The organism is Candidatus Jettenia sp. AMX1 (assembly GCF_030263775.1).
Lineage (GTDB): Bacteria > Planctomycetota > Brocadiia > Brocadiales > Brocadiaceae > Jettenia > Jettenia caeni.
Genome location: NZ_SZPP01000003.1, coordinates 18,441 through 45,423, shown reverse-complemented (window position 1 = coordinate 45,423; position 26,983 = coordinate 18,441). Strand labels below are relative to the sequence as shown.

The following is a 26,983-nucleotide window of genomic DNA, read 5'->3' as shown; positions in this document are numbered from 1 at the left end:
GAAAAATGGCTGAACAGACTATAAAATTTGATATTACCGGTATGCACTGCGCCAATTGTGCCATAACTATTGAGCGAAAGCTGAAAGATGTTAAAGGGATTAAGTCAATAAGGGTTAATTTTTCCAGCAATACAGGGATGGTAACCTATGATACTGATATCATAAACAAGGCCCACATTTTTAAACAAACGAAAGATATCGGTTACCCTGCAAAAGAACGGTTCCAGTTAGATCAAACCTCAGCACGATATATTCAAATGGGATGGCTTATCTTGAGTATTGTAGCTTCCATTGCTATTATGATCCTGATGTATATACCTTTCCCCGGTTTAACACATACGCACATATCCTATACCATGATGATCATTGCTACCATAACGATACTTGGACCAGGAATGGATTTTTTCATAAGCGCATATAAGTCTATCAAAAACCTCTCCGCCAATATGGATGTGCTGGTCTCCATAGGCGTATTATCCGCTTACCTCTATAGTGTTTTAGCCCTGTATGGCATCTTTGGTATGACAGGTCACTCATTTTTTGAAACAGCCGTAATGCTAATCGCCTTTATTCGTATCGGGAAATATATGGAAGAACGGGTAAGGGGAAGGGCAGGACAGGCGCTGCAAAAGCTCCTGAGACTACAAGCGGGCAGGGCGCGATTACTGTCACCGGAAGGGAAAGAGCTGGAGGTGGATGCATCCGCCATTCAGAAGGGTGATGTGGTAGCGGTCAGGCCCGGAGAGATTATTCCTGTAGATGGCGAAGTTACGCAGGGTATCTCATCTGTGGACGAATCGATGGTAACAGGCGAATCAATGCCTGTCGTAAAACAAAAAGGCGATACGGTAGTGGGAGCAACAATTAATAAGACAGGATTCCTCATCGTGAGGACTACGAGGGTAGGTGAAGAAACCATCTTGTCACAGATTATTAACATGGTTGAAGAGGCCCAGATGGATAAACCACCCATCCAGCGATTTGTAGACAAGGTAACGAACATATTCGTACCGGTGGTAATAGGACTTTCTCTCGTAACATTTATGTGCTGGTACTTTCTTTTCTATAATTTTATTGGAGAACACTATTTTCTCTGGGCATTAAAGACAGCAATCGCCGTATTGGTAATCGCATGCCCCTGTGCAATGGGACTGGCCACTCCAACGGCCATTATGGTCAGCAGTGGCATAGGTCTCAACCGCTCTATCCTTATAAAACGCGCCAGCGCACTTGAAAAGATCGCGCAGCTCAATATCATAATCTTAGACAAGACAGGAACAATTACTGAGGGGCATTTTGCAGTAACGAACCTTATCGCATCAAAAGCCGCTCATGAAACTGAGTTCCTTGCAATCGCAGCAGCCGGATGTGCCTTTTCCAATCACCCCCTTTCCCAATCGGTTATAGAAGAGGCAAAGAAAAGGGGGGTTGCATGGGATACCGTGCAGGATTTTCAGGAAGAGCCAGGAGCCGGCATTACCGGTAAATATAACGGGAAGGATGTATTCATTGGAAATAAAGGCCTTATGACCTCGCATCAAATAAGAACCGACGAAGTAGATGATAAGGCAAAAGAATTAGAGATTCATGGAAAGTCGCTCATCTATGTGGCTTATGATCAAGCGCTTTTGGGTATTGTGGGTCTCATGGATACGATAAAGCAGAATGTACACGATGCGGTGAGATTATTAAAGCACATGAGCATACAGACCGTTATGATAACCGGCGATAGCGAGCAAGCGGCAAAAGCAGTGGCGTCAGAGGTTGGTATTGAGGAGTACCGGGCCAGGGTATTACCATCGGAAAAGATGGAGATTGTGAAGGGCTTTCAAAAGGACGGCATGCAGGTTGGAATGGTCGGAGACGGCATTAACGATGCCCCTGCGCTGGCGCAGGCCGATGTAGGGATTGCCATAGGAGCGGGGACGGATGTCGCAAAGGAAACTGGTGATATTGTCCTGGTAAGAAACGACGTGATGGATATTGTAAGGGCTATTCAGTTAGGGCGGCAGACATTAACCAAAATAAAGCAAAATCTTTTCTGGGCATTCTTTTACAACATCATCGGAATCCCCATCGCCGCCGGAGTACTGTACCCATTCTTTGGTATAAGCCTGAAGCCTGAGTATGCAGGGCTAGCAATGGCATTTTCATCGGTATCGGTAGTAACAAATTCCTTATTATTAAAACGCATTTCCTTTACATAGGATTACATACCTATTATAAAGTCTCCTTGCGGGTTCAGGTTTGCAACCCAATGTCATTAAGTTAAGAAAAACACGTGAAAATACAGCATATCATCTTGATTATCAATAAGCTATGTGATATCATTGTTGTGTATTAAATGCAATTTGCCAGGATCGTAAACTTTATCGGGAGGACAAATACATGTCAGAAAAAGTATCAAATACCTTAGAAAATGGCATGAAAAGTGGTTCGCGATTTATGTGCCGCAACTATTACGTTTCTTAAAAAGAAACTGCTCTCGCAAGAATTTATTTCCCGCCATAAACAAAACCTTGCTGATTTTACCAGAAAACGATCCCTGCCATTCCATATACTCTTTACCTTTTTGATAAACCTTATTAAATCCTCCTTGCAAAATGAACTGGCCATGTTCTTCAAACAGATTCACCATACCGATATTCCGCAGAGAAAGGTTACGGCAAGCGCATTATCCCAGGCAAGACACAAACTCAAGCATCAAGCATTCATTGAGCTCAACCATGAAACCACTAAACATTTTTACGATACGTATTCTCCCAAAACATGGCATGGCTTTCACCTTATAGCCATTGATGGCAGTACGGTAAAAGTTCCACAAAACTCCACATGTAAAGAATACTTTGGTACATTACCGGTCCGGCAAGCAGAGCCACGCGCACTTGCCAGAGTATCTCACTGTTTCGACGTTCTTAACCATATTACCAGAGACGCACTTATTGATTCTTTGCATATCGGTGAACGAGATTTCGTAGTAAGACATTGTGCACACTTGACCCCTAAAGACCTTATTCTCCTTGACAGAGGATATCCAGCATACTGGTTGTTCCGCTTCCTTAGGGAAAAAGGAATTCATTTTTGTGCCAGATTGTCCATTGGCAAATGGAACATTGCAAAACAATTTCTCACCTCCGGTCTATCTCAGCAGAATATCCAATTAGATCCAATCGCAGATTCTCAAGAGAAATGCCGGGAACTTAGCTTATCCCTTAAGCCCATACAACTGCGTCTTATTCGTATTCATCTTGAGGGTGCACAAGAACCCATAGTACTTATTACCACCCTGACTGATTCAGATTTCTATCCCTATGAATTGTTTCATGATCTTTATTTCCAACGATGGCCGATTGAAGAAAACTACAAAGTCTTAAAATGCCGTATTGAGATTGAAAATTTTAGCGGAAAAAGTGTAGAAACCGTATTGCAGGATTTCCATGCAAACATCTTTATGCGCAATATTACGGCAATCCTGGCTTTTCCCGTCCATTCCCATATCGAAATGGATGCTCAAGAAAAAGAACTTGATTACAAGATCAACTGGACACAAGCTTTGGCAAAAATGAGAAATTGTGGTATTGTACTTTTCTTCAGAAAACATATTTTGTCTCTCATTAAAAAACTCCACAAATTATTTATTGAAAACAATTCTGCTATAAGAAAGGGAAGAAAATTTCCAAGAAATGTTCAACCACGTAAAAAAATTTTCGCTTTTCCTTATAAACCAATCTCTTAACTTAATGACATTGGGTTACAAACCCGAACCCGGCGTGGACGAAGTGAATCCACCATTGCATCTTAATGACATTGGTGTGCAACCTGAATCCATTTATGAGCATTTATTGCAAGTGGGTTGAACAGCTTATCCTGTCATGATCTCCCATCTGAGGCGTTGATTCCATCATTGCCATTGTATTATATTCATGCACCTCCAATAACGATATATGACCGTCACCGTTTCCGATTGCATCCGATGGGACATTTCTACCACACGGATCCTGCTGACACAGGGCGTTTGTTAGTTCATAATTAAATTCTGCATGAAATAAGTCATCACAGTCTGAATAAATACTGTAAGAATTTTCCTGACATGCTGATGAAGTAAGGGTTACGGTTCTGTTATCTTCAACATCCATATTATCAATGATACCTTCAGAGTAGCAAGTCATTACAGCAATAGCTCGTTTTTTATAATGAGAAACACGATTAATACATTCGCTCAGTTCTTCATCGGTAAACTCTTCGGTCGTACCACTAATAGGCAGGGTCAATTTGCAAGTATCTGATTTACTCCCATGTCCCATCCACCATACATATAAAAGATCATTTTCCTTTATTAAATCACTTAATTCATCAAATACTTCTCCAATATTCTTTTTGGTTACAGGTCTATTTGTAATTGAATGCCAAAATACACTATCAAAATCGTGCCCTCTATCATAAAGAACGTAAATATTTTCTTCTGGAAATCCATTCATTATTAACATCTTATATTGCAATACAAGGTCATCCCAATATTCGGAGGCAAGCATTACACCTTTTTGGGCTACACCAGCACTGATTAAAACTGCATATATATTTGCGAATTCATAAGTCGATTCTAGTTCACTCGTTATTGATGCCAGTTCAGGCGCAGATTCAAGGGTAAGTTCTGGCATAGGCTCTGTAACGGATTCCACAGCAGGTTCTGTAATGGGTTCAGCTATGTTACCTGAACAGCAATTACAACGATAAGCATGCTTTGGCGCTAACGGGTTTTCAGATACAAGCTTACATTTGGATTCAACTGTGAAGCAGCCTACGGAAAAGATAAAACACAGAGTAAAGGCATATTGCAACTTCTTTAAATGTGATTGCATGATACTTTCCCCTTTTTAATGTTTACCTTATTGGAGCAGGTGGTTTAACAGGCGGTTTGACAGGTTTTATAATAGTCGGCGTAACCCTGATAATCCTTTTTGACATTCTGTCTGCATACCAGAGATGTTTACCATCGAAGACAAGGCCTGTCGGTTCAGCATCTTTATCTATATCCTCGATGAATGTACGCGAACGTAACATTTTATGATCTTCCTTGTCCATTTTTCTCTTATCTATCTTTGAAGGAAATTTGTTCATATTGTAGCAAATGCTCCAGAGCTCCTTTCCATCCGTCGCAATTCCCCGTGGATAGCAATCAGCAAACATACTCCTTTCGATTTCTCCAGTCTTAAGATTAATCTTGTTGAATGAACTTGAAAATCCAGCATACATAGCAAGCCAGAGGTATTCACCATCCCATGCAATGCCCTCAATGGAATCAAACCTTACAGGAATTTTCATCGGTATTGTTTTTAACGTCTTTCCATTCGAAGGGTCGAGCAACATCAGTGTTTTTTTTCCTTCATCAGCAGTCCAGAGTGCTCTTTCTTTTTCGTCAAAGGATAAGCCTTTTAGTTTTTTCTTTTTCAAAACAAGTGATTGTACCAGTTCACCTGAATCAGGATTAATCCGATGGATTTTTTCTTTCTCACCATCTAACACGAAAAGATTTTTTCCATCCCAGGCAATTCCCTCGACTCTTTTAACTTTGGGAATGGGGATTTGTAGTAAATAGTCTTTTATTGGTGTTAGTTCTGCATAAGTAAGATCTGACACTATTAGAATCGAAATCAGTGTTGCAAAAAAAAACAGCATATTACACACCTTAAACGGTTGCTTCCTGATCATATTTTTCATATAGCTTTCCCCTCTTTTCTTGTTAAGCATTGTTCAGGACTTCTGTTATAAAATCTTATCTGTTTCTGGAAATTACGACTAAATAATCAGATCTATCAAGTACATACGATATTGTAATCGTAAGAAAAACTACCGCTATTCAAAAATATCTTATACTACTAGTAGCCAAGTAAAGCTGATTGAGCAAAACCCAACTTACTTGACGGTAAATTAGTAAGAGAAAATCATCGTTGAATTGGTGTTATTTTGATTAGGGTGGGTTTTAAAAGACAAAACCCAACGACTTTTTCTTTTTTACCTACTCCTCTTACCCACCCCTAGATCCCCTCTCAAGAGGGAACTTGTATACTTCCCTCTTGAGAGGGGGTTTAGGGTGTGTTAACGGCATCATGAAAAACTTCGAATTTCCTATGTATACATGTACGTATGATTCAGTGCTTATCACATAAGGAATAAGAAACAGGAAATAATTTATTGGAAATGTTACATGCTGAAGTGGGTTCAAATTACAAACTCGAACCCGCTCCAGTTAACTCGACCTACTTTACTAATTACTGTGGCTCCAATATATAGTTTTTAACTACTGTGGTAGCAGGTAACTCCACACCCTCTTCTATTTTTGGTTTATAACCAAAAGCTGTAACAGTTATTTTATAAGTACCTGGAATCAAATCAAGGGTCTGATAACCTCCGTTGCTATTTCTATTCCTGGTATGAGTTTGAGGTCCCTCAAAAAGCATTTGTGCACCGGGAATACCTGCACCAGATTGATTTTTTACTGTACCCATAAATTTTCCTGAAGGCCATGGACCGTTTCTACCCCCTTCTTTTCCACCTTGGCAACAATTATTAATAATTTTTGTGCATCCGCAAATTGATATGCTAAATAACAAAATGAATACGATCATCAACTCAGAAAAGCGCACGCACCCATCCCTCAAACGCATCTTTTATCTCCTATAAAATCTTACCCTTTTTAATGAAGGTGGGGCTCATACCCCATACCTTGACGTTTAGGAAATTAAATATTGTTGAATAAGGTATTTGTTAATTTGTAACACACCTCCAACCCTCTTATTATGAGAGGGAAATTCTCTTATATTTTTGAGTTTAAATAATATTTACTTCTTAAAAATCAAAAATACACAATAACAGATGCCAGAAACAGGTGCTCGTTAAGGTCAAAATGAGTATCCTCAATGGTTCTGCCAAAATCTTCCCCTTCTACGTCATTCGCCCATCGGAATTGGTATGCACCGTCAATACTGAATCTTTTGAAGGCAACACCGCTTCCCACACTAAAGCCATATACGTCTGTAGGATCATCCAGGGATGGACGGGGGTCGTAAAAAATTCCGCCACGCAAGGGAATAATCATCTTTTGTCTGAATATCAGATATTCTGTGCCACACCGTATTGCATAGGTATCATCAATACCTCTGTCTGTTGATACATTGCCCAGAGGCCGGGTTTTTTCTCCCCGATCGTTCTCTTGCTGAAAGCTTGACCAATCAGTCCACGTCACATCCATAGAAAAGGATAATGCATCATTGTACCGGAAGCCCAAGCCAGCGCCAAAGGACATGGGAAAATCTATCTCCAAATGTTCTCTAAAATGCGTTGATTCTGTTTGCGTTCCAAATTCATCGGTTAGACTGGACACCCGGTCTTGTACATGATCAACATCTGCCGTATACGGGGAATGAAAAACAGCGCCAAAGGTAAGGAGCTTATCCTCTTTTTCCCACACATCCAGAAGCATACCTGCTGTTACGTTTACTGCCTGAAAATTTTTAAATGTCTCCTCTTCATCTAAAGAACCGCTAAAAGGCGAGCCAAAAAACGTGCCATTCCTTTTCTGTCGGAATGTTTCCCTCCAGGCAAAATCGTCAAAAAATTCATCGGTATAGATATTTACTGCTATACCGAGTGATAATTTTGGTAGTATTTGTATAGCGATGGCAGGTGTCAGAGCGCCCACGCCACCCTTTGATTCAAAATCGGTTGATACATCCTCAATAAATTCGAGATCCGGAATCTCAAGTATCTCATTAAAATCAATCTGCATATGAAAATCGTATTTCTGCTGATAATTCAAATCACCCCGAGACACATCTTCATTGCCCAGTGAAAATAACCCACTGTTTCCCGGATTAAAATCCTGTTGCGTATATAAAAATGAACCAACCAGGGAAAATTCTGGTCTTTCTAGTTGTATCAAACCGCCAGGATTCCACGATGCCGCCGTGGCATCATCAGCAACTGCGATAAAAGCACCGCCCTGTCCTAAAGCTCTGGCGCCTGACCCAACAGGAAGGGGAGTCGCATTAATAGGCGGGGTAATCTGGGCAAAAGAGGTTTTGGTTAATAACGTGGAGAAGGGAATAAATATCAATATGAATAGAAAGTATTTCAATCTCATATCTGCACTTCCTTTCCTCTAAGTGGATTCAAGTTTGCATTGCAGGTTCGGGTTTACCTTCCCGTGTGTTCAGATTTATAACTCCCGCGGGTTCAGGTTTGTAACCTGAACCCAATAGTTATAATACCGATTCAAGTTTGATTTTACTCCCGATGTTAGCAAATGATCACTTCCAATCCTCAAAACTCTCAACCTATTGTTTCCGCACTGGAGGTAATGAATTTTCAATCTTAGGCTGAACAACTCTTTAGAATTGCTATCCCAATCATATATTCTAGCGGGGAAGCAAGGCTAAAGCCTTGCCCTACATTACCTCAATCTGTCTCATTTTGTTATCACAAGGTCCTTCTTTTTTATCTTCTTTGTACCCTTCGTGCTTATTTTAGCAAATGAGGTATCGGGTTGTACCAGTACAACCCTGGCAATGGCGTCCAGAGGTTCTTTGAGCACAAAATCGCCTTCTTTTACTTTCCGAAATAAGAGCAGTTTCATCCCTAATTTAAGGCCGCTGGCTCCACCGGCATCGATATGGAATCCATTCCCTGAAACCCGGATAACGTTCCCTTCTATCAAGGGAAACTGTCGTTTCATTTTGAGCGATAATCCGTGCACAAGCCAAGCAAGGTTTTTCATACTTTTATCCTCATCATACACATCGACATGGGCAAGCACCTGTGTTGTTTCTGTATCTACGAGTTGCAGCGTTATGGTAACACCTCTCAAGTCTTCCTCCACAGCACCAAAGAATATACCCTCGGCTGCATGGATTTTCCCGATCTTTACGGCCGTATCAGGAGAGGCAAGTTGCGTATTACTGATTTTTTGCTCACGGAGAATTTCTGCGAGTCTCGCCTGATCCCTTTCCACAAAGTTGAATCTCTTCGGTTCTTCGTCAAATGCCTTGAGCAGCATAGAATAGAGGATTTCAGGTGACACCTCCCGCTCTGCAAATGCCCTCAGGGGCAGCCACGCAACGGTATACCGGGCATCCGTTTCCAGCAATTCAAAGGTCCTTTTGGTAATTTTTACCGGTGAGAGCTGCGTCTCATTTCCCTGGATATCAATGGCCCTGACGGTAACAACATTTTCCCCCATAGTAAGCGGCAATAAGTAATTGAAGAAGATGTGTTTGCCGGGACGGATTTCTAATGGATATTGATTCACAAAGAGTTTGGCAACACCACTGTCATCATGCGCATCCATGCTAAAGAAGAGGTTTGCGTCATGGACAATGGCAGGTTTTAAATCGGTATGTACGACAGGAGGGATATTATCCGAAGCGGCACCTTGCAAATGAGTTGATCCTTTTTCCTCTTTCTCCATATCTTTGCTGGTATAAGAAGAGGAAGAGGTACAGGGTGACAGCGCAGTAACTGCCTCGTGAGACGCTAAAAGACTCCTCGCCATATACCGGTCCATTTTGCCCGATGCAACCACGAGAGGTGTATTTGTGCGGTCGGCATACTGCCTCTTGTTCAGGATGTCTTCCGGCCATAATAACAATGCCTTCCCACCGATCCGTTCCTCACCCCTTGTCTCATTTCCGGCCGCATCGATTACTTTCAATGAGATTTTATCCAGGCTCGTTACAATAATATCCTGTTTAAAATGCACCTCTTTGCCCGAAATGATGGGTATCTCTGTATTGTTGATATAGAGACGTTTTGCGGCATGGTTATCCTCGATAATTCCCTGGATAGTAGCGGTGTGTTTACCGTCTCTTTTGGTCATTTGTATATCATCCAGATAGAGAATTGGCGGGTGCATATCCAGAATAAGGTTAAAATCCTGCCGGATACTCTTTCCCAGAAGGTCAAAGGCCTCAAGGCTTATCGTATTTCTACCGGTATGAAGAAGAATATCTTCCTGAAAATATAGTCTCTTCTCAGCAAGTTCTACAAAAAGTCTCTTTCCGTGAATATACATATCGCCAACATAGAAATCATCGGTGGTAAATCCTTTTAACTTTACCAGAGGCGTATTGACAACCATACCATCTGTATGAGAGGTAATTTTGATCTCCGGCGGTTTCTGATCTCTCCCCGTGAGTTTCAGGATTACCTCGTTACATTTATTTAAGTAGAATTTAGCCCTTGCAGAATCTTCTGTGGAAAGGGAGGTTTCAAGCTCCGCCTTCGCATCCTCGTATTTTTTCTGTTGGTAATAAACTATCCCAAGCTCACGATGGACAAAGTACTCCCAGAAGTGGAGTCCATAGCTTCTCGCCAAACGTTGATCTTTGCTGCGAAGGCTGATAGATTTTTTAAAATCACGGACAGCCTCATCATAGTATCCCTCCTCGGCGAACCATCGTCCGCGGGCGTAATAGTTCCACCACTTCCCTTTATAAAGATTGAAATCTTTGGCGATTTCTTCTTTTGAACGTCCCGGCTTGAAATAGTCCCGCCAGTTATCCGTACTAACCGGCGATACCGTTGCGCAGCTCACAAACGGTAAGGTAAATAATAGTATGGTAGTAATGTATTTGATTTTTTTATAGAGTATCTGTTTGCGCATATATAACTTAATTTTTTTGCTTAGAGGTCATCCCAAAGCCTTAATTTGGTGTCTAGAATCATTTGAGATATAGCATATGTAAGGAGAGAAATTTCATATTTATGCAAGCCGATCCCAGGGGTGTCACTGACAAACTTTGTTTGTCAGTGTTTTGTAATCCATGTCCATGTGCATAGGTAAATAAGCACGGACAAACGAAGTTTGTCCGTGCCACCCGGTCTGGAATCCCAAAACCTCAATTTCGTATCTATAGGTAACTTAATAGGCCTTCGATAACTTTTATAACAGTAGTGGCAGGGCGCGCCTTGCCACTACAGAATCGCTTTGAAATTCCTAAACGTAGAGATGTAGGGCAAGGCTTTACAGGCTGTCCGAGAATTCAATCGGCCCACAAGTACCATACTAAATATTGTTGTTAGGTAAGTAGCACCCATATGCGTTACCTTAAGAAGTAAAATAAACCTTACCTTGTGGCTATAACCGCATCTCTCAGATTGAGCACGGACAAACCATCCCTGTTCAAGACATACAGGAACAGGGTTTGTCCGTGCCACCCCGAATACTGTTTAAGGTAACGCTTATGTAAGTGACACTCCTATAACTTCCGCTTAGCAGTAATCTTCTCTTTAATCTTTATAGCAACATCGTTAGCCACAGTCCTCAAATTTTCATCACCCTGAAAGGCATGCTCAAGGGTATCGACGAGGGTAGTTGTCGTATCCACAATCTCCATTCTTAAGACAAGTCGGCTAGATGCCTCTCCGAGGGAAACTCCACCGAAGCAGAGGAAGGCCGCCCCTTGTATCTTTCCTAACTCTATTCTGAATAACTCATCAGCAAGGACAGAACTGCCAAGCCTTTGCTCCCTTAAAATCTCTTCCTGAAATTCCAGGTCCCTCTCTACCACGCTCAAATCCTCTTGATCCAATAACGCATCGATGATTTTTTGACGGAGTTTTTCCATCTTACGTCTATTTGATAAAACCCCCATCTTCAAGCTGAATTCTTTAACAGATATAGGTATAACCCGTGGGACTTCTTCTGGCTTAGGGCTTTTTTCTCTTGTCTTTTTCGAGATCTTAGATTTATTCTCTTTCAACTGTTCCTTTGCCATAGATTCTAATTCTTTAATGAGCGTATCAATATTCTCCTTTGTCTTTTCTATATCTACTTTATTACGGGGAGATTCCGCATATTCCAGACTACGCATAGATTCAGTATGTTCCAATTGCGTTTCATGCAAGGTGGCGGGGTTTGCCCTTGCGAGTTCACGTTCTTCAACATTGATCAATTCTATATATGCATCTGTCGTCTCGTCTGAATTAATAAAAACGATATCTGACACATCCGCGCAATTCCTCTTTTTTAATGTTATCGGATAGGTACCGCTCATGAGCTTAATATTCAAAGGGGTTGTACCAACTTCCTTTCCATCCACATATACCGATGCTCCTTCAGGATTTGTAGTAATTTGTAAGGTTCCCAGACATGGTATCTCAGTTATCTTCTCATTTTCTTTGAGAGAAGTTTTCACACCGGGAAATCCAAGAGGGAGGTTGTTATCGAAATTACCCGATGTATCGGGATGTTGGGTGTTCTGTGTTGCCCGTTTTACCTTTTCCTCTAAAAAGTCGAATGCCTCCACAAGGGTCACAATACCATTTCTATTCCCCTCTTCATCTGCCTTCCCCTTCAGCCCTTCCAGCAAATAATAGGTAAATACGCCATGTCCACCTCCCCAGAGATTAGATTCCATAGAGACCTCACTAGCCCGGCTGGCGCTCACTACCCCCCAACCTTCTCTCGTTGATTTCAGGGTGGAAAGTGCTACATTAACAGTATTTGAAACACCTCTCGTGCCTATGGTACTTGTAGTAAGCCCTGTGCCATGACAGACATCAGCAAAAAATACAAGTCTCCTGGAGGAGATATACCGCTTCATATCAGCATTCACATGTTCCATAAGATAAGCCGTTGCAGGTAAACTGTTGAGTTTACTATCATACGTCAACAAATAGAGGTCATCGGGTCGACCTGGTTCGGGTTCACCATGGCATGCCATAAAGATCATAACAAAATCAGAATCGGTTGCTTGCCTGAGAAAACCCGTAATGGCTAATTTAATATTTTTAAGGGTTGCCTGATTGTTCTTTAACAGCAAAACATTTTCTTTATGAAAACTGCCGCCAACCGGGCTTGTTAGAAAATCATAAAAGGCCTGAGCGTCAGCATCGGCATATTTTAAATCGGGTATCTTTGGATCTTTATAATCAGATATACCAATCACAACGGCGTAACGCTGAATGCGCTTGTCCTCAAAGTATTGTTTCGGCGGTACTATGCCCCGGATGAGTTGCCTACTGGTGTGCACAATATCCCTGTCGTGTAATAATCTATTATTCTTTTGATTATCCGTAACTACCTTTTCAGCGCTTTGAGAAAATACTGAGGTACTAAAACTAAATAAAAATAAAGGCAATAGAAGGGGGATTAGATTTTTTGTCATGCGGGAGGGGTTATTGCTCATAGTTGTGTTATCCTTTACAAATTGAGTGATACGATCAAACTCAGGAAAAACCAACAGTGAATGATTAAAAAAGCAACATTATATTGTTATATAGTAGCAAAAAAAGTACCATGCATATTGTTACTCCTCTATATTTCCCATGTTACCACCGTATGCTCTCGTTCTTTCTGTTTCCTGAACAGAAATACTTAATACTTATACCTGACGAATGAAGGTAAAAAAGCACAAGATACTGCATAATTGATCTTTATCACGAAATGATGCAATTACTTTATTCTAAGTAACAAAATTTCCTTATAAAGTAATTTTCTTTTATGAGACGTTTTAGCTTAAATGATACAAAAGTGTCTCACGAGACACTTTTGTCTTGGGACACTTTTGTATCATGAGACACTTTTGTATCAGATGAATCTAATATTCGAGGAATTTTTCTCTTATGAATAAAGAGTATTCATTTGACCCAGTCTGAGGGTTCTCCCCTACCATGATCCAACAATATTTTGTGTAACTATAGGCATATTGGCCGGTGACAGGTTGTCCGAGGATTAGGATTTTTAAAATTAGCATACAATATATTATGCTTGTAAAGTATGATATACACAATAAATGGTGTCTTTAAAATTCTTAACTGTATTCTCTGACAGCCTGGCGAGGATTGACAAGACCACTTCTTGAAGACATTCACCAGTACTTACACAACGCTATAGTTCTTCCTGTCATTCCCGAACGTCTTTATCAGGAATCCAGCGGGGGGAAGAAAACAGGAAAGGTACTGGATTCCCGATAAACTTGTTCTCGTGAAAACGGGGAAGCATTCGGGAATGACAAACAGAAGATTGTTTATATCTTTGTTTGCCCTCTATCCTCATTTTGAGGGAATCTAATCTGAGATGATAATTCGTAATCTGAAATAAGATCATAAAACATATCCGGTTGTTTCTCCTTTAATTCGATTGCATAATCAAGAAATTTTCGGATACCGCCCCCCAATATCTTTTTTACCTTCTCCATTATCAGTACCTTTTTTTCCGCCTCATAGATGAAAAGATTATCCGGGTTATTGTTTTTAAATAATTTTACGTCGTAGACAAAGTGCAAGATATAAATCATATCCTGAAAAATCTCTTCAAAATTATAAGTAATCGCCCGCTCTCTAAAATTATGCCATACATGTTCAGCTTTAACATACTCCATAATCACCGGCTCCATTGTCTCCGGCGACTTATACTCTATCGTATTCGCTTCTTCTCGCATTTGCTTTAGTTCTTCTAAGGTTGCGTTTTTTATCTTTACCATAGTTATTGCTGGAAATTTTAATGCATTGAAATTGGCGATAAAGAGATTCAGCATCTCCGAACGGAACAAGTAACTTTTTATGAACATAAGCATCCTTCGTTTTTCTTTTTTCTCCCGCCTTTCCAGAAATCTTTCTACGATAAAAATACCCACCAATATCTCAAGCGGTATCGCAGCAAGATGCATCATAAACTCCAGATGGGTCATATACTGAATAAGCAAGAAGAATAAGGAGGCGGCAATGAAGACGATATAGAATCCAGTATTTTTTGGGATTTTCATGAGAGCGGTATTACGGATTTTCCCCGATAATCTCTGCAAGTGTTTCCTTTGCCAGTTCCCGAACGGCATCATCCTGATCGTTCAGTGCATTTTTAATTGACTCAATAGCAGATGCATCGCCTACAGCTCCTAAGGCCTCTATTGCACTCTCGCGTACGGAAGGCTTCTGGTCTTTCAAGGCAAGTGAAAGAGGCTGGATAATACTGCTATCACCGACCGTCAACAAGGCGTCAATAGCACTTAAGCGAACATCTTCATTTGCATCGTTCGTCAACACCTTTGATATAACTTCTACAGCCTTTTTATCCTTGCTTTCTCCTAAAGCGATAATTGCCTCTTCTCTCTTTTCGGCATCTTCATTCTCCAAGGCATCCTTCGCAAGAGAATCGAAAGAAACCATCTCTCTATCATCTCTCTCCGTAAACTGTTGATGTCTTTCCTGAGGTTCTTCTATTTCATCCATGAAGAATTCGTTGGATTTGCTGGCACCAATGACACAAAGCTTCCCTTCTTGTATTTCACGAGGAGCGTAAATAAATGCATAATTTTTATCTTTAAGGATCTTATGAATTCCTTCACGAATAGGTATATCTTGAAATTCTATCGTAACGGCTTCGCCGCTTAGTTCATGAACCCATATCTTGGATTTACTTTGCGACATGATCTCTTTTAGTACCTCTTTTAATGGAGAATTTTTTAGCTTTGCCGATAATCGTCCATCGCTGAACCTGATGCCAAAAGCTTCTTCTTCTGCCGGCGTCTCTGCCCGGAGGATCTGATGCGGGTTACCAGGAGAAGCAAGCAAAAACACGAGCGCCGTAAGAATACCAACAAAGACAGCCTTTTTTATTCTGTGGTAAAAAGTAATCATAGTTATTTACCCCCAATAATATTCATTAATAACCTTTTCCCCTTCTCCATAATCTCTTTTGTCTTTCCTTCCACGTTAAGGCGGAGGAATGGTTCGGTATTAGATTTTCTGACATTGAACCACCAGGTATCGTATTGCACGGTAATGCCATCCAGATAATCTATCTTTCCATTTGAAAATTCTTTCTCGATTTCTTTAATTTTTGCATCTTTATCGTCTACTTCGAAATTAATTTCTCCTGTAGAATAATACCGCTTCAGTGGCGCAATAATATTTGAGAAAGGGACGCGCTTGGCGCTCAGGATCTCCAGCACCATAAAGAAAGCAATCATTCCGGAATCTGAATAGTAATTATCTTTAAAATAGTAATGCCCCGAGAGTTCTCCTCCAAAAATGGCCTTTTTCTCTCTCAGCGTAGCTCTCATGTAGGCATGGCCAACACGCTCGCGATACGGTACACCACCTGCGGCCTTTGTTTCTTCCGGTACAATCCAACTCGAACGGAGGTCATATAAAATAGCTGACCCTTTTTCTTTCTCTAACATTTGCTTTGCAATCAGGGCTGTAATAATATCACATCCGATTGCCCGCCCCATCTCATCCACAAATACACACCTGTCTGCGTCTCCATCAAATGAGACCCCGAGGCTTGCCCTTGTCTCACGTACCTTATTTTGTAAATCAAGAAGGTTTTCAGGCTTCAGGGGATTGGGATCGTGGTTAGGAAAATTCCCATCAAGATCAAAATAAAGGGGAATAATCTCGATGGGAAGCCCTTCGCAAACCAGGGGAATTATCTTGCCAGCCATACCATTTCCGGCATCAACCACAATACGAAGGTGTCTGAGGTTTTTAGCAAATCGCAGAACGTGCTTCTTATAATCCTGAAAAATATCACCCAGAATAACCTTGCCTAGCTGTTCTCCGCGGGGCGGATGATACTGTTTTGTCAGTTTTGCAATGCGATCTATTCCCGTCTCAAAACTAACAGGAATGGCCTGTTCCCGGCATATTTTAAATCCATTATACTCCGCAGGGTTATGAGAAGCAGTGACCATCACGCTTCCATCGTATTTGTAATATCCTACAGCAAAATAGGTCATCTCTGTTGACACGACCCCTACGTTAATGACATTTAAACCAGCGGTACATATACCCTCAACCAGGGCATTGGCAAGTGATTTAGAAGAAGACCTCATATCCCTGCCCACAACAATATTTTTCACATTCGAATTTTCCTGTCGAAAGAATTGTGCTATTGAAAACCCAATTTTTCGCGCCGTCAGGTCATCAATTTCAGCAGGATATTTTCCCCGAATATCATAACTTTTAAAAATACCCATAGACAGTTTAGGCTCAACATCAGATTGGCTTTGACTTGCAGGCTCTACTTTATTTAAGCATACATTACATTTGGGATAACTTACCCTTTGCCTTCCTTTGCATACAGAGTCACTAATCGTGTATGATTCACCCGGGCAGCGATGTTGATTTCCCCGGATATTTTCTATCATGTGTTCTCTTCTCATAAATATTTCTCCCTGAATCTCCGCAGGATAGTTCTTGCTCTTTCTTGTGGGTATGCACCAAACCTGTTGGAGATAATTTTTATTCCTGTCTCAAATTTTACAATCTCTTACAAACAGGATATTCATGGATACCTATACATCAAGCAATCGTTTACCTCTATCAAATGCCTGTTGCAATAATTCCCTTCTTTTATTTACAGCGCCTTTTTCTTCTAATCCGGAACACAACAGTTCACCCGTATACCGTGTATCTAATACATGAAAGAAAGATCGTATTGTTTTTACTGCACCTGTAAACAAGTCCTCTCCTCCATTGCGTGCTGCCGTTGCAATAAGAAAACCCCGGGCAATCCTGCCGCTTTCCCTGATTGGTGAATGTAAAATATATTTCCTGGCCCAAAAAGCCTGACAACGATCAATAAGAGTTTTTAATTGAGCGCTTAGACCCATAAAATAGATGGGAGATGCTACTATAATACCATCTGCTGCTACCAATTGAGAATAAATCTTTTCCATATCATCGTTTATAACGCAGTTACCTTTTTCAAAACACCCGCTGCAGGAATTACAAGGGGCGATATGTAAATCACGGATAATGATCTTTTCTGTATCTGCACCACTTGATGCAGCTCCTTGTATGGCGTGATTGAGTAATATATCAGAATTCCCATGAGCACGCGGGCTACCAAAAATACCAATTACTTTTTTCATATCATATTACTCAGTGAATAGACACGCAATTCTCTTTGTTCTCTTTGTCGCCGGGATTATCATTCAATCCTTGTAATGCATCTTTAAAATAAGTAAGTGTTTTATGAAGTCCATCATTACGTGAAACTTTGGGTTCCCAGCATAAAACCTTCTTTGCCTTGGAAATATCGGGCTGCCGAATCCTGGGATCATCAACAGGAAGCGGATGGAATATGATCTTACTTTTGCTTTCCGTAATGGCAAGTATCTCTTTTGCCAGTTGAAGAACCGTTATTTCTTCAGGGTTCCCGATATTCACGGGATCATGCTCATGAGAGACAAGTAATCGATAGATGCCGTCTACAAGATCAGAAACATAGCAGAAACTTCTCGTCTGAGAGCCATTTCCAAATACCGTGATATGTTCACCTTTGAGCGCCTGATGCATAAAATTAGGCAATGCACGGCCATCTTTCATGCGCATCCTGGGCCCATACGTGTTAAATATTCTTACTATCCTGGTATCCACCTGATGATAACGATGATACGCCATGGTCATTGCCTCCGCAAATCGTTTTGCCTCATCATAAACCCCCCTGGGTCCTATAGGATTTACATGCCCCCAATAATCTTCCCGCTGAGGATGAACTTGCGGATCTCCATAAACTTCAGAGGTAGATGCCAGAAGAAATCTTGCCTTTTTTGCTTTAGCCAATCCAAGACTGTTTAAGGTGCCCAAAGAACCAACCTTCAAAGTCTGTATCGGAAATTCCAGATAATCTAAAGGGCTTGCCGGTGATGCAAAATGCAGCACATTGTCTACGTGCCCATCCACATACATATAATCACTTACATTATGTTTTATAAAGCGAAATTGGCTGTTTCCTATAAGATGAACAATATTTTCCGCCTTACCTGTCAGCAAATTGTCGATACATATAACCTCGTGGCCTTTTTCTATTAAATAATCACACAAATGTGAACCAATAAATCCCGCCCCACCAGTGATTACCGTTCGCATACCGTTAGCCCTCCAAGCACCGTAATTATAATATTATAAAGGAATTACGATGGATTCTACAACATTTTTATTGATATTCAAGTGTGAAATATTATAACCAAACTTCTCTTCGTGGTTGTACGGACTTTTTATCTTATATAATTACTTAAAATAAGGCACAAATCTTAAGGCTTGTACTGAACTTAGCCCAATGATAAAATCTGTTGCATGAAAAAACAAAAAGAACCAAAGAGATACCTTATTTCCTTCGATAGTAATACTACATCCCATGTCTTTACTGATGTGCTGGTGATTGGAAGCGGTTTGGCAGGCCTCAGCGCTGCCATACAGGCTGCGGGGTATGGTTCGGTGCTGGTGGTTACAAAGGATAAAATCGATGAGAATAATACTGCGTATGCACAGGGTGGTATTGCCGTAGTATTATCTGCGCACGACACCGTGATGAAACATATGAAAGATACCTTAGACGCCGGCCAGGGTTTATGCAATACAGCAGCAGTAAGGACCATTGTTAGTGAAGGCCCCAAACAAGTAAAAAAACTAATTGAATACGGAGCAGCGTTTGATAAGGAAGATGATCATTTGATCTTTACCCAGGAAGGCGGACATAGCTTTCCACGCATCATACGCGCACAAGGCGATTCTACCGGCAGAGAAGTGGAACATACCCTTATTCATGTCGCAAGAGAACATCAAAATATCAAGATCTTTGAACACACCTTTACGATAGACCTCATCACGAGAGATAACATATGCCACGGCGCAGTTGCCTGGCACATAAAAAAAGGAACTATGTTGATTTGGGCAAAGCGTACTATTTTGGCAACAGGAGGATGCGGACAGGTCTATCGCGAGACAACGAATCCTGATGTGGCAACCGGAGATGGAGTGGCAATGGCCTACCGGGCGGGCGCAGCCCTCCAGGATATGGAGTTTATCCAGTTTCATCCCACGACATTGTATATTGCAGGAGCAGTGCGATTTCTCATTACTGAGACGGTAAGAGGAGAGGGAGGAATATTACGAAATAAAAAGGGGGTGCGGTTTATGCCAAAATATCATCCCCAGGCTGAACTAGCGCCCAGAGATGTCGTCAGCCAGAGTATTTTAAAAGAAATGCAAAAAACCGACCATACAAATGTGTATATAGATGTCCGCCACATTGCAAAAGACCGGTTATATGCTCGTTTCCCAAAAATCAAAGAAATTTGCGCCTCGTTTGGAATCGATATTGCCAAAGACCTGATCCCCGTGCGTCCCAGCGCCCATTATATGATTGGCGGAGTCAAGGTTAATCGTTTTTCAAGAACCAGCATTCAACAACTCTACGCTTGTGGTGAAGTCGCATGCACCGGAATGCATGGAGCAAATCGGCTTGGCAGTAATTCTCTTCTCGAGGGCTTGGTAACAGGTCACATGGCAGGAGCGGACGCCGGTAAATCAATCCAAAGAACGAAACGTGAATTGATGCCCTACGCTGTTCATGAGTCTGTGGGCTTATCAAAGATTAGCTGGCTGGATTTACATGATATCGGAAATTCCCTTAAGAGCCTTATGTGGAGGGACGCCGGTATTGAACGTGATGAAAGACACTTACTTGAGGCAGAAGAGATGATTGAGATGTGGTGCAGTTATGTCATGGACAAAGAATTCTCAAATACTATTGGGTGGGAGTTACAGAACATGCTTTTAGTCTCTCAGCTCATTGTATCTTTTGCCCGTAAACGGAAAGAATCCCGAGGTGTTCACCATCGCACAGATTATCCTGAAACAGATAATATTCAATGGAAAAAACATACGATAAAAAAATAGTATGGATTTTCTGACAGGGTTTTATCTTCAGAATATATGTTCCTGTCATTTTCCTTGACAACCCTCAATTTTGTCATTAAAGTAAGATGTCTAACAGATGCTGTCTGCCTTTTAACCATTGATTTAGTTATTGTACTCTCATAGACAAGCGATTTTCGATGAAATTTCTGACCGAATACATGACCTTTCATACCAGGAAACGCCGTGAATTTATAAACATCACACAAGAGGTATCCAGGATACTTCTAAAGAGCGGCGTTCAGGAGGGTATGATTTTAGTCTCTGCCATGCATATAACATCAGGAGTTTTTATTAACGATGCCGAACTTGGTCTCCATCGGGATATTGAAGAATGGCTCTTAAAGATAATTCCAGAAGGTCATGACTATTACCATCACAGGACGGGAGAGGTAAACGGGGATGCGCATCTCAGAAATATCCTTGTTGGCCATCAGGTAATCGTGCCGGTAACTCAGGGAAAACTAGACCTCGGCCCATGGCAGCAGGTATTTTATGCCGAATTTGATGGTTTACGCGACAAACGACTCATTATGAAAGTCATGGGCGAATAATACTTTTTAAACAATATCCGGTAACCCGATACGAAAAAAATAAAATCCGAATCGTACAGACACCCTAACGGGGCGTCTTTCTTTCATACCACAATGTTATGAATACAACAGGTACAAAATCTGATAAAAAAATAGGCGAAGAAGCTCCCTGTATTGCGGCCTGTCCAATCCGTCAGGATGCGAGGGACTATATACAACTTATTGCCAGAGGGCGTTTTCAAGAAGCATACCAGCTCGTAAGATCAAGAAACCCCTTGCCTTCGGCATGTGGCCGTATTTGTACCCATCCCTGCGAAACAAAATGCCGGCGGAATAGCACCGAGTCCCCGATTGCCATTGCATGGCTTAAACGTTTTCTCGGCGATAACTTTTCTGAAGAAATCAGAAAAACGCCTATTGAAAAATATCCGGAAAGAATCGCTATTATTGGCGCAGGACCAGCCGGGCTTGCAGCAGCCAATGACTTAGCCCTTTTAGGCTATTCATGTACAATCTTTGAATCCAATTCCACTCCGGGTGGTATGCTCCGTATGGGTGTACCAACCTATCGTCTCCCCAGAACGGCTATTGATAATGACGTTGAATTTATTAAAAAATTAGGGGTTGAAATCAAATATAATACAACTTTTGGCGCGGATATTACCTTCGACAGCTTAAAAAAAGAAGGCTTTTCGGCAATCTTTATCGGCGTGGGACTGCTGGAAAGCCGTACCTTAAATATTGAAGGAGTACAACTTGATGGTGTCATCAGGGGTGTGTCGTTTTTACATGAGGTAAATACCACAGGAAGGGCAAATATCGGAAAGAACGTGCTGGTGATCGGCGGGGGCGCTGTTGCTATGGACTGCGCACGAACGGCATTGCGCCTGAAACCAGATAAGGTATCCGTTGCCTGCCTTGAATCCCGTAAGGAAATGCCAACAACTGATTTTGAAATCGAAGAAGCTGTTCATGAAGGGGTGATACTGCACAACTCTGCAGGTCCAAAACGTATCCTCGGAAAAGACGGAAGGGCAACAGGCTTGGAAACCCTTAAGGTAAAATATGTCTTTGATGAGCAAAAACGTTTCAATCCTGCATTCTACGATGGTTCTGAATCTGTTATTGACGCAGATACCATTATCCTCGCAATAGGGCAGGCATCAAACCTTTCTTTCTTAAAGGGCCAGGAAAGGATTCAAGTGACAAGAGGCGGCACCCTCGTAGTCAATCCAACCACATTCAGCACCGCTCTGCATGGTGTTTACGCAGGGGGCGATATTGTTTTGGGCCGGGGAACCATGACCGAAGGTATGGCACAAGGTAAGAAAGCGGCGCTTGCCATTCACAATGCCCTGAGAAATACAACCCTAAAAGATGAAAAGTGGAATGATAAGACCGCAGTATCCGATATTGCCCCGTCCAGGATCGTTCTTATTAAGAAAGAGCAAAAACAGGAAATGCCCACCATGCCCTCAGGGAAAAGGTTGGATAATTTTGATGAGGTAGAATTGGGATTTTCGATCAATGCAGCCGTAAAGGAGGCGCAGCGATGTATGAATTGCGGCGCAGGCGCCTTCGTGGATGACAACCTCTGCGTAGGATGCCTTACCTGCGTGAGGATATGCCCTTTTGAAGTACCTGAAATTAAAAAGGGAGATACCACAGCTTATATTAATGGAGATTGCCAATCCTGTGGTCTGTGTGTTGTGGAATGTCCTGCCAGAGCCATCAGCTTTAAAACACCTTTGGAAGATCAGGGGAAAGATACCCTTCAGGCTGTATTTCAAGATACATTTATTCAGGGTGTAAAGCCTCTTATTATCAACTTTTATTGCCAATACGGCGCATATAATGAAGATAAAACCGATACCATAAATAATTTACTCTTCTTTCATGTCAGGAGAGTAGGCGTACTGGGGCTTGGCAAGGTGGATCCTTCACTCTACCTGAAAGCCTTTGAATTAGGCGCTCATGGGGTATTGGTAACGGCATGCAAGGACGATACCTGTCATTTTTGTAAAGAGCAGGAGTGGATTGAAAGACGGACAAAATTTACTGCTCAGCTTCTTTCTGGATTAGGAATGGATGCCCGTCGATTTAAGACCCATTTCATTTCTTCACAGAACGGTAAAGAAATCCTTGATATAGCCTTTACCATGATTGAAGAATTAAGAAATATATAACCGAAGAACAGCCACAAAGACACCAAGCCACTAAGAGGAATAGTCTTTATACCTTAGGACTTTGTGGTATTTCTAATGCTTTTAGTATAATTCCGTAAAATTCAGTAATGGATTTTTATTATGATTGTAGCTGCATCAAAACCGTTTCAAGAAATCAAACAGATGCTTTCTGAATTCAGGAAGATCTGTGTGCTGGGATGTGGTTCGTGCGTAACGATATGCCATACCGGTGGCGAAAAACAGGTTGCGGAACTTGCCGCACAACTCAGGCTTTCTGCCAAATTAGATGGCAGACAAATAGAGGTGAAAGAGGATTCAACACTCCGGCAGTGTGAGTGGGAATTTATTGATAATATCAGAGAGGTTATTGAAGATTGTGACGCCGTTCTTTCTATTGCCTGTGGAGTAGGCGTGCAATACATGGCCGAGAAATTTCCCAGGATAAGGATCTTTCCCGGCGTGAACACTACCTTTATGGGCGGACCCACGGAACAGGGCATCTTTTGGGAGCGGTGTGCCGGATGCGGCAATTGTATCCTGGCAACTACCGGAGGACTGTGCCCGGTAAGCCGATGCGCAAAAAGCCTCATGAACGGACCGTGCGGCGGCTCTCAAAACGGAAGGTGTGAAGTATCGCAAGAGACTCCTTGTGTATGGAATCAGATATACGATCAGTTAGATACCCAGCAACTGTTAAAAACGATGGAAATGATCGTACCACCCAAGGATTGGACTACTGGCGCAGAAAACCATCCACGAAAAATGGTTCTTGAGCATTTGGTTGTGAAAAAACAAACTAATGAGGACACAGATTATCACCGATAGAAGAGCTGGTAACTTTATTATATAGTTTCTCGTTTCTCATATCCTGATAATCTGCGTTTATCCGCGTCCCAAAAAAAATTCTCTAGAGTCGATTATGATTGAAAATAGGTCTGATATAAAATCTGGAAGTAATTTAGAAAAACTCCTTCTAAGCGGTCAGTTTGCTGTTACCGCAGAGCTTGGTCCGCCACGGGGTGCTGATCGTTCTGCAATAGAAAAAAAGGCTGAAATATTGAAGGGCTATGGAGACGCTTTTAATATTACCGATTGCCAGACCGCGGTAGTACGTATGTCCAGCATTGCTTCTGGCCGCATAGTTCTGGATGCCGGGATAGAACCGATTATCCAGATGACGTGTCGCGATAGAAACCGTATCGCTATACAAAGTGATTTGCTAGGCGCTGCAGCCCTGGGTTTAAAAAATCTCTTATGCCTGACCGGTGATCACCAGAAGTTTGGAGACCATCCTATGGCAAAGGGTGTTTTTGATATAGATTCGGTACAACTTATCCACATGGTAAAGACGCTTCGTGACGAGAAGAGATTCCAATCCGGCCAGGAATTGAAGGCATCAGAGCCGAAATTCTTTATCGGTGCAGCTGAAAATCCCTTTGCTGATCCCTTTAAATTCCGTGCTGTTAGGCTTGCCAAGAAGATTGCTGCAGGCGCTGACTTTATTCAAACTCAAATCATCTATAATGTCAAAAAGTTTCATGAGTGGATGAACATGGTTGCCGATATGGGTCTCCACGAAAAGGTGTTCATCCTGGCCGGCGTGGCTCCGCTCAAGTCCGCAGGCATGGCTAAGCATATGAAGCATAATGTTCCCGGTATGGATGTACCCGATGAGGTGATGAGCCGTATGACAGCCGCCTCCGCTGCTAAGAAAGGGAAGGAAGAAGGTATCAAGATATGCTTAGAAGTGATAGAACAAGTGAGAGAGATAAAAGGTGTTGCCGGTGTCCATGTTATGGCAGTTGAATGGGAAGAGGCCGTCCCTGAAATTATTCAGCAAGCCCGTTTATTCCCCAGGCCTACCGTATAACTTAAAATTAAATAAACCTCAGAGAATCCCGGAGAAAAGGATAAATCATCACGGATTACAAGAATTAAACTGAAAGCAGAAGATCCCCGATACAACACATTCTCATACTATCTTCGTGACTATTCGTGTAAATTCCTGGCTCCATTACGAACCTGGCGTCTTTTTAACCCATCTGAAAAATCTGTGGTTGCCTTTAAGACCTGCAGAGCTTCTCCTGCAACGTATGCCGAGCCGGTAATACAAATCAAATCATCCTGAGAAGCTATCTGTTTTGCTGCAACTACAGCATCTTGAGTGGTATGAAACATCTTCGCTTGTTTTCCACAGAGTCTTTCTACCCTTTGATACAACTCCCGTGGTAAAGCCGCACGTGGATTTTTGCTCTTCGTCACCATAATGAAATCTGCCACGGTAACAATCTCCTGTAAGATATTATCCAGGTCTTTATCCTGAGCAAGACCCAGAATCAATAGTAACTTATTATACGTAAAATTTTCCAACAGGGTATTTTTAAGGAATCGCATAGAATCCACGGTATGGGCATAGTCCAAGATAATCAGGGGCTCTTTCCCAACAATCTCAATCCGTGCAGGACAATGTACCTGCACGAGGGCATTTCTAATTGTCTCATCACTCATTGAAACGTAGCCTCGGTCTTGTAAGATTTCTAATGCACCGAAGGCCAGAGCACAATTCTTTGCCTGGTGAGTACCGATAAGAGGTAAAAAGATACTATCATAGGTACGTCGCCAGGTTTTTATTTTACATACCAATCCCCTTGTCTCTTCAGCAATCCTTCCCTTATCAAATGTATTAGCTTTCCCTTCCCCAGGGGAGGACGAGGAGCACCTTCCCCCTTTTCTAAAGGGGGATCGAGGGGGATTATGTACAGAACTTTGGCTGTGCTTGCAGAACGCTATACCATTTCCATCTACACTTCTTACCTCTTCAATCCAAATATCCCTTCCAAGTAGATACAATGTAGCGCCCTTCTCTTTGCATACCCTCTCTATTACAGCAAGGGCTTCAGGGTCTTCTACAGCAGAGATAACAGGAATCCCTTGTTTAATAATCCCTGCCTTCTCATAGGCAATACTTGAAAGGGTATTACCTAAGATAGCTGTATGGTCAAAACCAATATTCGTAATAATCGATACCTGCGGTATCACAACATTCGTGGAGTCAAGACGCCCGCCTAGTCCTACTTCCAGCACCGCCATGTCTATATGCTTTTTTTTAAAATACAGCATACATACTGCAGTCAGAATTTCAAAAAATGTGGGGGATGCAGATGGACTTGTCTCGCGCAAATGCTGGATATATGGACGGAGTTCATTCAGGTTATCAGTAAAATCGTCTTCAGATATATTCTGGTGGTTTAGTTGAATACGTTCCTTTAGATCAACCAGATGAGGAGAGGTGAAAAGTCCCGTCTTAAGACCTGCATGTTCCAGGAGAGTTGCTATCATAATAGAGGTAGAACCTTTCCCTTTTGTGCCTGTTATATGAACGCTTGGAAATGCCCTGTGTGGATTTCCCACACACTCAAGCATTCTCACCATTCTATCAAGATTGAATGTCGATGCGTTATACTGATAACTGATCAGCTTCTCATAATCGATAGCCTTATAGAGAAAGGCCTGAGCTTTTTCGTATGATTGAAGACCTATTTTGTTCCTCTTGTTATCCAT

General features: G+C 41.8%; 19 protein-coding genes. 7 read left to right on the top strand and 12 right to left on the bottom strand.

Annotated elements, in window-relative coordinates; all coding sequences use genetic code 11:
- Nucleotides 1-5 precede the first annotated feature (5 nt).
- On the top strand, nt 6-2,207 hold the full coding sequence (locus FBQ94_RS01070) for a heavy metal translocating P-type ATPase (protein ID WP_007220359.1): 2,202 nt from the start codon (nt 6-8) through the stop codon (nt 2,205-2,207).
- A 224-nt stretch (nt 2,208-2,431) separates the two neighbouring features.
- On the top strand, nt 2,432-3,736 hold the full coding sequence (locus FBQ94_RS01065; protein WP_007220360.1) for an IS4 family transposase: 1,305 nt from the start codon (nt 2,432-2,434) through the stop codon (nt 3,734-3,736).
- Between the two features lie 103 nt (nt 3,737-3,839).
- Here FBQ94_RS01065 and FBQ94_RS01060 read toward each other — a convergent pair whose 3' ends face one another.
- From FBQ94_RS01060 to FBQ94_RS01010, 11 genes are all read right to left on the bottom strand, one after another.
- Complete coding sequence (locus tag FBQ94_RS01060) at nt 3,840-4,859, bottom strand: C13 family peptidase (protein ID WP_007220361.1); 1,020 nt, start codon at nt 4,857-4,859, stop codon at nt 3,840-3,842.
- A gap of 22 nt (nt 4,860-4,881) precedes the next feature.
- Nucleotides 4,882-5,718: an NHL repeat-containing protein gene (locus tag FBQ94_RS01055; RefSeq protein ID WP_040543195.1), complete on the bottom strand. Its 837-nt coding sequence runs from the start codon at nt 5,716-5,718 to the stop codon at nt 4,882-4,884.
- Nucleotides 5,719-6,269: 551 nt separating this feature from the next.
- On the bottom strand, nt 6,270-6,506 hold the full coding sequence (locus FBQ94_RS01050) for a carboxypeptidase-like regulatory domain-containing protein (RefSeq protein ID WP_007220363.1): 237 nt from the start codon (nt 6,504-6,506) through the stop codon (nt 6,270-6,272).
- Nucleotides 6,507-6,853: 347 nt separating this feature from the next.
- Entirely contained in the window at nt 6,854-8,140 is a 1,287-nt protein-coding gene (locus FBQ94_RS01045) for an OmpP1/FadL family transporter (protein WP_007220364.1), read from the bottom strand.
- 324 nt (nt 8,141-8,464) lie between these two features.
- Nucleotides 8,465-10,657 (bottom strand): hypothetical protein, encoded by a 2,193-nt coding sequence (locus tag FBQ94_RS01040; RefSeq protein ID WP_007220365.1) that lies wholly within the window; start codon nt 10,655-10,657, stop codon nt 8,465-8,467.
- 595 nt (nt 10,658-11,252) lie between these two features.
- Complete coding sequence (locus FBQ94_RS01035; RefSeq protein ID WP_285441933.1) at nt 11,253-13,163, bottom strand: caspase family protein; 1,911 nt, start codon at nt 13,161-13,163, stop codon at nt 11,253-11,255.
- An 861-nt stretch (nt 13,164-14,024) separates the two neighbouring features.
- On the bottom strand, nt 14,025-14,801 hold the full coding sequence (locus FBQ94_RS01030; protein WP_040543199.1) for a hypothetical protein: 777 nt from the start codon (nt 14,799-14,801) through the stop codon (nt 14,025-14,027).
- A complete protein-coding gene (locus FBQ94_RS01025) occupies nt 14,773-15,633 on the bottom strand; it encodes a HEAT repeat domain-containing protein (RefSeq protein WP_007220368.1) in 861 nt (286 codons plus the stop codon). Before FBQ94_RS01025 ends, FBQ94_RS01030 begins: the two co-directional genes overlap by 29 nt.
- Nucleotides 15,634-15,635: 2 nt before the next feature.
- Nucleotides 15,636-17,162: a phosphomannomutase/phosphoglucomutase gene (locus FBQ94_RS01020; RefSeq protein ID WP_285441932.1), complete on the bottom strand. Its 1,527-nt coding sequence runs from the start codon at nt 17,160-17,162 to the stop codon at nt 15,636-15,638.
- Between the two features lie 132 nt (nt 17,163-17,294).
- Nucleotides 17,295-17,873: a flavodoxin family protein gene (locus tag FBQ94_RS01015; RefSeq protein ID WP_007220370.1), complete on the bottom strand. Its 579-nt coding sequence runs from the start codon at nt 17,871-17,873 to the stop codon at nt 17,295-17,297.
- A 10-nt stretch (nt 17,874-17,883) separates the two neighbouring features.
- The gene (locus tag FBQ94_RS01010) at nt 17,884-18,873 is read right to left on the bottom strand and encodes a UDP-glucuronic acid decarboxylase family protein (protein WP_007220371.1); all 990 of its coding nucleotides are present in this window, start codon (nt 18,871-18,873) and stop codon (nt 17,884-17,886) included.
- 207 nt (nt 18,874-19,080) lie between these two features.
- On the opposite strand from FBQ94_RS01010, the gene nadB reads away from it, so the two are divergent.
- The 5 genes from nadB to FBQ94_RS00985 all read left to right on the top strand — a co-directional run bounded on the left by nadB (nt 19,081) and on the right by FBQ94_RS00985 (nt 25,292).
- Nucleotides 19,081-20,685, top strand: a complete 1,605-nt coding sequence (gene nadB / locus FBQ94_RS01005) for an L-aspartate oxidase (RefSeq protein WP_007220372.1) — start codon at nt 19,081-19,083, stop codon at nt 20,683-20,685.
- A gap of 158 nt (nt 20,686-20,843) precedes the next feature.
- Nucleotides 20,844-21,257, top strand: coding sequence for a secondary thiamine-phosphate synthase enzyme YjbQ (locus FBQ94_RS01000; protein ID WP_007220373.1), 414 nt, complete (start codon nt 20,844-20,846; stop codon nt 21,255-21,257).
- Between the two features lie 98 nt (nt 21,258-21,355).
- On the top strand, nt 21,356-23,422 hold the full coding sequence (locus FBQ94_RS00995) for an FAD-dependent oxidoreductase (RefSeq protein WP_007220374.1): 2,067 nt from the start codon (nt 21,356-21,358) through the stop codon (nt 23,420-23,422).
- 120 nt (nt 23,423-23,542) lie between these two features.
- Nucleotides 23,543-24,247, top strand: a complete 705-nt coding sequence (locus FBQ94_RS00990) for a methylenetetrahydrofolate reductase C-terminal domain-containing protein (protein ID WP_007220375.1) — start codon at nt 23,543-23,545, stop codon at nt 24,245-24,247.
- A 94-nt stretch (nt 24,248-24,341) separates the two neighbouring features.
- A complete protein-coding gene (locus FBQ94_RS00985; RefSeq protein ID WP_007220376.1) occupies nt 24,342-25,292 on the top strand; it encodes a methylenetetrahydrofolate reductase in 951 nt (316 codons plus the stop codon).
- Between the two features lie 119 nt (nt 25,293-25,411).
- On the opposite strand, the gene FBQ94_RS00980 is transcribed toward FBQ94_RS00985, so the two are convergent.
- Nucleotides 25,412-26,983, bottom strand: coding sequence for a bifunctional folylpolyglutamate synthase/dihydrofolate synthase (locus tag FBQ94_RS00980; protein ID WP_007220377.1), 1,572 nt, complete (start codon nt 26,981-26,983; stop codon nt 25,412-25,414).

Bases quoted from the DNA above. Each gene is read 5' to 3' on its own strand.
- FBQ94_RS01040 (WP_007220365.1), bottom strand. From the start codon at position 10,657: ATGCGCAAACAGATACTCTATAAAAAAATCAAATACATTACTACCATA.
- FBQ94_RS01015 (WP_007220370.1), bottom strand. From the start codon at position 17,873: ATGAAAAAAGTAATTGGTATTTTTGGTAGCCCGCGTGCTCATGGGAAT.
- FBQ94_RS01055 (WP_040543195.1), bottom strand. From the start codon at position 5,718: ATGAAAAATATGATCAGGAAGCAACCGTTTAAGGTGTGTAATATGCTG.
- FBQ94_RS00995 (WP_007220374.1), top strand. From the start codon at position 21,356: ATGAATACAACAGGTACAAAATCTGATAAAAAAATAGGCGAAGAAGCT.
- FBQ94_RS01060 (WP_007220361.1), bottom strand. From the start codon at position 4,859: ATGCAATCACATTTAAAGAAGTTGCAATATGCCTTTACTCTGTGTTTT.
- FBQ94_RS01045 (WP_007220364.1), bottom strand. From the start codon at position 8,140: ATGAGATTGAAATACTTTCTATTCATATTGATATTTATTCCCTTCTCC.
- FBQ94_RS01000 (WP_007220373.1), top strand. From the start codon at position 20,844: ATGAAATTTCTGACCGAATACATGACCTTTCATACCAGGAAACGCCGT.
- FBQ94_RS00980 (WP_007220377.1), bottom strand. From the start codon at position 26,983: ATGGATAACAAGAGGAACAAAATAGGTCTTCAATCATACGAAAAAGCT.
- nadB (WP_007220372.1), top strand. From the start codon at position 19,081: ATGAAAAAACAAAAAGAACCAAAGAGATACCTTATTTCCTTCGATAGT.
- FBQ94_RS01020 (WP_285441932.1), bottom strand. From the start codon at position 17,162: ATGAGAAGAGAACACATGATAGAAAATATCCGGGGAAATCAACATCGC.
- FBQ94_RS00985 (WP_007220376.1), top strand. From the start codon at position 24,342: ATGATTGAAAATAGGTCTGATATAAAATCTGGAAGTAATTTAGAAAAA.
- FBQ94_RS01050 (WP_007220363.1), bottom strand. From the start codon at position 6,506: ATGGGTACAGTAAAAAATCAATCTGGTGCAGGTATTCCCGGTGCACAA.
- FBQ94_RS01035 (WP_285441933.1), bottom strand. From the start codon at position 13,163: ATGACAAAAAATCTAATCCCCCTTCTATTGCCTTTATTTTTATTTAGT.
- FBQ94_RS01010 (WP_007220371.1), bottom strand. From the start codon at position 18,873: ATGCGAACGGTAATCACTGGTGGGGCGGGATTTATTGGTTCACATTTG.
- FBQ94_RS01070 (WP_007220359.1), top strand. From the start codon at position 6: ATGGCTGAACAGACTATAAAATTTGATATTACCGGTATGCACTGCGCC.
- FBQ94_RS00990 (WP_007220375.1), top strand. From the start codon at position 23,543: ATGATTGTAGCTGCATCAAAACCGTTTCAAGAAATCAAACAGATGCTT.
- FBQ94_RS01025 (WP_007220368.1), bottom strand. From the start codon at position 15,633: ATGATTACTTTTTACCACAGAATAAAAAAGGCTGTCTTTGTTGGTATT.